The sequence below is a fragment of the uncultured Georgenia sp. genome, assembly GCF_937958535.1.
GTDB lineage: Bacteria > Actinomycetota > Actinomycetes > Actinomycetales > Actinomycetaceae > Oceanitalea.
In genome coordinates this window covers 1-5,541 of sequence record NZ_CALGNQ010000249.1, presented here as the reverse complement: position 1 = coordinate 5,541, position 5,541 = coordinate 1, and the positions used below count along the sequence as shown (strand labels likewise).

Sequence of the window (5,541 nt, the reverse complement as noted above, 5' to 3'; positions counted from 1 at the left end):
CGGATACAACCCCGACGACCCCTACTTCGCCACCAAGAACCTCCAAGCCTGAACGGGCCCGCCTGGCCGCTGCGGTCGCGTGGACGGCCGAGCATGCGCCGGCCTCTCGGTGCGGGGAGCCACCCCGCGCCGAGAGGCCGGCGCCGTTCGGTCTGTGTGTCCGTGTCCGTGTCGGGGCCGCTCCGCCGGCGCCTACGGCGTCAGGGACGGCACTGACTCTCACCCCCTCGGATCGGGTCCTGCTCATCGGTCCACCGGGCGTGCTGCGCCCGACACCCGGGCGGCGTGCACCCCGAGTGCACAACGGTCACCCGGCGTCCGTGCGCCGCGGTCACGCCTGGGGCGGCGGGTTCCCGGCTGCACGCCGACGTAGCACGCCCGTTCAGACATGCACTCCGGCAACGTCCTTCCCGTCCTCGACGGCGACGGTGCCCGCCTGGAACGGCACCGGCTGCAGCACCCGGTAGACCGCTCCGCTGCCCGTGGTCTCGGAGTGCACGACGGTGAAGTTGCTCGCCGCCGCGCCGTCGTGGAAGACACGCTTGCCGCCCCCGACGACCACGGGGAACTCGAGCAGGCGGTACTCGTCGACGAGGCCGGCGTTGTGCAGCGTCTGCACCAGCTGCCAGCAGCCGTGCACCTGCAGCTCGTCGCCGGGGCGTTCCTTGAGCGCCCGGACCGCAGCGACGACGTCCTCGGAGATGACGCCGACCGTGTTGCTCCACTGCGGGTCGGTGAGCGTGGTGGAGACCACGTGCTTCGGGCTCGTGTTGAGCGCCGCAGCGACGTGGTCATCGGGGTCGGTGACCTGTGGCCAGTAGCCGGCCATGAGCTGGTAGGTGGTCCGTCCGTAGAGCAGCTCGGTGGTCGAGCGGAACCAGCCGTCGACGATCCGGCCGAAGTCCTCGTCCACGAACGGCACGACCCACCCGCCACGGTCGAAGCCGCCGCTCGTGTCCTCCTCCGGGGCGCCGGGTCCTTGCATGACGCCGTCGAGCGTGACGAACTCGTGCACGGTGAGCTTTATGTCGGGTCCTCTCGGTCGATTCTGGACTGTCGCCATATGGACCCGGACTATCGTCGGAACTCAGCGGGCGGACGAGAGCGGGGGCGCCGGACCCTGTCCGACGCCCCCGCTCCCCTGCTCGGCTACGACGTCCGCCGCAGCCCCAGGGTGTCGCGCCGGTCCCCGTTCCAGTCACCGACGAACACCTCGTCGCCCGGGCGACCGAAGGACTGGACGATGTCGGCGTCGCCGCCGCTCATCGAGTTCTTGACGTGGTAGATCCGGCCGCGGCGCACCGCGAAGGTGTCGCGCCGGTCGCCGTCCCAGTCGCCGACGAGCACCTGGTCGCCGCGCCGCCCGTAGCGGAACACGACGTCGGCGTCGCCGCCCGACATGGAGTTCTTCACGTGGTACTCCTTGCCGCGCCGGACGGCGAAGGAGTCCCGGCCGTCGCCGTCCCAGTCACCGACGAGGATGACGTCGTTCGGACGCCCGTAGACGATGAGCGAGGTGCCACCGCCCTGGACGCGGTTGCTCACGAGGTAGTCGCGGCCGCGGCGCAGCGCGATCGTGTCCTTGCCGTCACCGTCCCAGTCGCCGATGAGCACCTGGTCGGTGGCCCGGCCGTAGGCGAAGCGGTACTTCGCGGTGGACGACCACGTGTCGGAGAGGAAGAACGTGGGCGTCGTGGGCGGCGCCGGCGTGGACGGCGCCGGCTTGGACGGCGTCTGCACCGGCGGCTTCGGGGTCGGCGTCGGCGTAGGCGTCGGCGTGGGGGTTGGCTTCGGCGTGGGCGTCGGCTTCGGCGCAGGCGTGGGCTTCGGCTTCGGGGTGGGCGTGGGCGACGGCTCCTGGGTGGGCTCCGGCTCGGGCTCCCGAGTCGGCTCGGGGGTCGGCTCCGGCTCAGGCTGCTGGGTCGGATCCGGCTCCGGCTCGGGCTGCTGGGTCGACTCAGGCGCAGGCTCGGGCTCCCCACAGCTCAGCGCAAGGTCGGTGAACCGGCCGCTGCCCACCACCTCGTTGTCGCAGGTGACCACGACGCCCGGGAGCTCGCGGGTGTAGAAGGCGTAGCCCTCGCCGTCGTGGTAGGCGGTGTTGCGCCGGAACACGTTGTCCTGGCCGCCGCCGACGACCATGCCATCGGTGCGGATCTCGTGCGCCTCGAAGCCGTGCTCGGGGGCGTTGCGTCCGACGTTGTCCTCGATGACGTAGTGCTGCCCCTTGACGGTGATCCAGGAGTCGGCCTGTCCCGTGATCCGTGCCCCGTCGAGGAGGTTCCCGCGGATGACACCGTTCTTGGTGCCCTCCTTGATGTCGATGGACTCGGCGGTGGTGTCGTAGATGGTGTTGCCGATCACCTGGTTGCGGTTGGAGTAGTCGACTCCTCGGCTGCCCCAGTTGGTTTTCGCGGTGCCGATGTAGACGCCTTCGCCGAACATCGGGTTGACGATCCCGGTGTCGTGGATGACGTTGTCGCGGACGATGTTGTTCGTGCTGTTGCTCAGCAGGTGCACCGCCTCGTGGCCGATGTGGTGCACGTGGAGGCCGGCGAAGACGGAGTTGCTCACCTGGCTGATCGTCAGCCCCTTGAGGGCGTTCGTCACCGTGAAGCCGACGAGGCGCCAGTTGTCGGCGTCATCCATGTGGATGACGCGGCCGCTGCTCACGTTGCCGGCGTCGATCACGGCCTCACGGGGCCCGCACAGCCAGATCGGGTTGCTCTTGGCGCCGGACCGCTCGAGGGTGAGCCGGCCTGCGTAGGTGCCGGGCTCCATCTCGATGACGTCGCCGGGCCTGGCCGCGGCGACAGCGCTCTTGAGCTCGCTCATCGTCCCGACGGTCACTGTCGGGTCGGGGCACTGGAGGGCGGTCGTCGTGCTGGATGCCGACGGCGTCGCGGCGCCGAGGGGCAGGAGCAGGAGGGCGGCGAGTAGCGCCGTCAGGGCAGCCTTCTTCACGTGGTGATATCCGTATCGGTCGTGTGCAGGAATCCGTTCCTACAAAGGTCGTACCCCCTGGTGATCGGCCGGCGGCTCCCGCTCTTGAGGCGCCCGGCGACGACGGCGGTATCCCGATACGCGAAGGGCCGCCCGACGTCTCGTCGGGCGGCCCTTCGGCGGTCAGGCTGAGGTCAGCGCGGGATACCGAGGTAGACGGTCTCGAGGAACTCCTCGATCCCCTCGACCCCACCCTCGCGGCCGAGCCCGGAGTGCTTCACCCCGCCGAACGGCGCGGCGGCGTTGGAGATGAGGCCGGTGTTGACGCCGATCATCCCGACCTCGAGGCGCTCGGCCAGGCGCAGGATGCGTGACATGTCGCGGGTGAAGACGTACCCGGCCAGGCCCACCTCGCTGGCGTTGGCGACGGCGAGCGCCTCCTCCTCGGTGCGGAAGGTGGCGATCGGGGCGACCGGCCCGAAGATCTCGTTGGCGAACACGGGGCTGTCGGGCGCGACGTTGGTCAGCACGGTGGGCCGGTAGAAGAAGCCCGGCCCATCGCCCGGCTCGCCACCGGTGAGCACCTGGGCACCCCGGTCGCAGGCGGCCGTGACGAGCTCGTGGACGCTGTCGCGCTGGTCGGCGGAGACGAGCGGCCCGATCTGGGTGCCCTCCTCCAGCCCGTGGCCCACCTTGAGGGAGGCGAACTCCTCGGCCAGGCGGCGCCCGAACTCCTCGGCGAGGGACTCGTGGACGAGGAAGCTGTTGGCGGCCGTGCAGGCCTCACCCATGTTGCGCAGCTTGGCCTGCCGCGCGCCGGTGAGGGCGGCGTCGAGGTCGGCGTCCTCGAAGACGATGAACGGCGCGCACCCGCCGAGCTCCATCGAGGTACGCAGCACGTTGTCCGCGGCCTCGCGCAGCAGCGCCCGTCCCACCTCGGTGGAGCCGGTGAAGGAGAGCTTGCGCAGGCGCCGGTCCTGGATGAGCGGGCCGGTCACCGGGCGTGCCTTGGACGTGGGGAGGATGCTCACCACGCCCTCGGGCACCCCGGCCTCGAGGAGGATCTGCCCGAAGGCCAGCGCGGTGAGCGGGGTGAGGGTGGCGGGCTTGAGGATCACCGTGCAGCCGGCGGCCAGGGCCGGGGCGATCTTCCGGGTGGCCATGGCCAGCGGGAAGTTCCACGGGGTGATGAACAGGCACGGACCCACCGGGCGCTTGGCCGCGAGGATGCGCAGCCCGCCCTCGGGGGCGGTCTGGTAGCGGCCGTTGATGCGCGCTGCCTCCTCGGAGAACCAGCGGAGGAACTCCCCGCCGTAGGTCACCTCACCCTTGGCGTCGGCCAGCGGCTTGCCCATCTCCAGCGTCATCAGGGCGGCGAGGTCGTCGCCCCGCTCGATGGTCAGCTCCCACGCCCGGCGCAGGATCTCCGCGCGCTCCCGGGGCGGGGTGGCCGCCCACGCCTCCTGGGCGCCGGCCGCGGCGTCCATGGCGGCGGCGCCGTCCTGCTCGGTGGCGTCGGCGACCCGGGCGATGACCTCACCGGTCGCCGGGTCGTGCACGTCGAACACACCGCCACCGGTGGCGTCCCGCCACTGCCCACCGATGAGCAGCTGGGTCGGGACCGTCTGGAGGACGCGGTGCGTGGTCTGGGCTGTCGTCATTGGGGGCAACCTCGCCGTCGGTTGTGCCGAAATCCTGGTGGCCCCCGCCGGGTGTGGCGCGAGCCCGATCGCCTAACGATCATATATGATGGCGCGCAGCACGGACGCCGGCGCCGACCCATTGTGCCGCATCAGCGGGACGTCCCGGCATCGCCGGGAGACGCCGGCGCAGCCGCAGGACCCGACGAGGGGGAACCACGATGACCCGAGCCACGAAGATCTCCAAGTCCGAGATGGTCTACCGCCGACTCCACGAGCGGATCGTCTCCGGACGCTACGGCGCGGGCTACCGGCTGGTCCTGGACAAGATCGCCCGCGAGCTCGACGTCAGCCCGGTGCCCGTGCGCGAGGCGGTGCGCCGGCTCGAGGCGGAGGGCCTGGTCACCTTCACCCGCAACGTCGGCGCCGAGGTCGCCGGTGTCAACGCCCGCGACTACGCCAACGCGATGCAGACCCTGGCCTACCTCGAGGGGGCGGCGACGTCGCTGGCGGTCCCCCACCTGTCGGAGAAGCAGCTGGAGGAGGCCACCGCGGTCAACGAGGAGATGCGCGCCCTCCAGCAGGGGGAGTTCGACCCGGTGCGCTTCACCTCGCTCAACGAGCGGTTCCACCGGGTGCTGTGCGGCCCGTGCCCGAACGACCACATGCTCGACCTGGTCCACCGGGAGTGGCAGCGCCTGGCGATGATCCGGCGCACGAGCTTCAGCCGGCTGCCCTCCCGGCCGGCCGCGTCGGTCGAGGAGCACGACGCCCTGCTCCGGCTCATCCGGGAGGGCGCCTCGCTCGACGAGATCGAACGCGCGGCACGGGCACACAAGCTCCGCACGATGAACGAGTTCCTCCGCAGCCAGGCCGACCTGGTCGACGCCTCGAGCTGAGCGCCCTGGTGTGGACACCACGAGCTGAGTGTCCGGCGGACGCCACGAGCCGAGCGCCC

General features: G+C 71.2%; 4 protein-coding genes. 1 reads left to right on the top strand and 3 read right to left on the bottom strand.

Going from position 1 to position 5,541, the window contains the following annotated elements; genetic code table 11:
• Positions 1 to 382: 382 nt before the first annotated feature.
• The 3 genes from Q0195_RS13470 to Q0195_RS13460 form a co-directional block, all read right to left on the bottom strand.
• Entirely contained in the window at positions 383 to 1,015 is a 633-nt protein-coding gene (locus Q0195_RS13470; protein ID WP_299279385.1) for a dihydrofolate reductase family protein, read from the bottom strand.
• A 134-nt stretch (positions 1,016 to 1,149) separates the two neighbouring features.
• Positions 1,150 to 2,964 carry a right-handed parallel beta-helix repeat-containing protein gene (locus Q0195_RS13465; protein WP_299279383.1) on the bottom strand — a complete coding sequence of 605 codons (1,815 nt, stop codon included), beginning with the start codon at positions 2,962 to 2,964 and terminating at the stop codon, positions 1,150 to 1,152.
• A gap of 173 nt (positions 2,965 to 3,137) precedes the next feature.
• Positions 3,138 to 4,604, bottom strand: coding sequence for an NAD-dependent succinate-semialdehyde dehydrogenase (locus tag Q0195_RS13460; RefSeq protein ID WP_299279382.1), 1,467 nt, complete (start codon positions 4,602 to 4,604; stop codon positions 3,138 to 3,140).
• Between the two features lie 200 nt (positions 4,605 to 4,804).
• Between Q0195_RS13460 and Q0195_RS13455 the strand changes: the two genes are divergently transcribed.
• Positions 4,805 to 5,482, top strand: coding sequence for a GntR family transcriptional regulator (locus Q0195_RS13455; protein WP_299279380.1), 678 nt, complete (start codon positions 4,805 to 4,807; stop codon positions 5,480 to 5,482).
• Positions 5,483 to 5,541 lie beyond the last annotated feature (59 nt).

Excerpts from the sequence above, each read along its gene's own strand:
- Q0195_RS13460 (WP_299279382.1), bottom strand. The coding sequence starts at position 4,604 with ATGACGACAGCCCAGACCACGCACCGCGTCCTCCAGACGGTCCCGACC.
- Q0195_RS13455 (WP_299279380.1), top strand. The coding sequence starts at position 4,805 with ATGACCCGAGCCACGAAGATCTCCAAGTCCGAGATGGTCTACCGCCGA.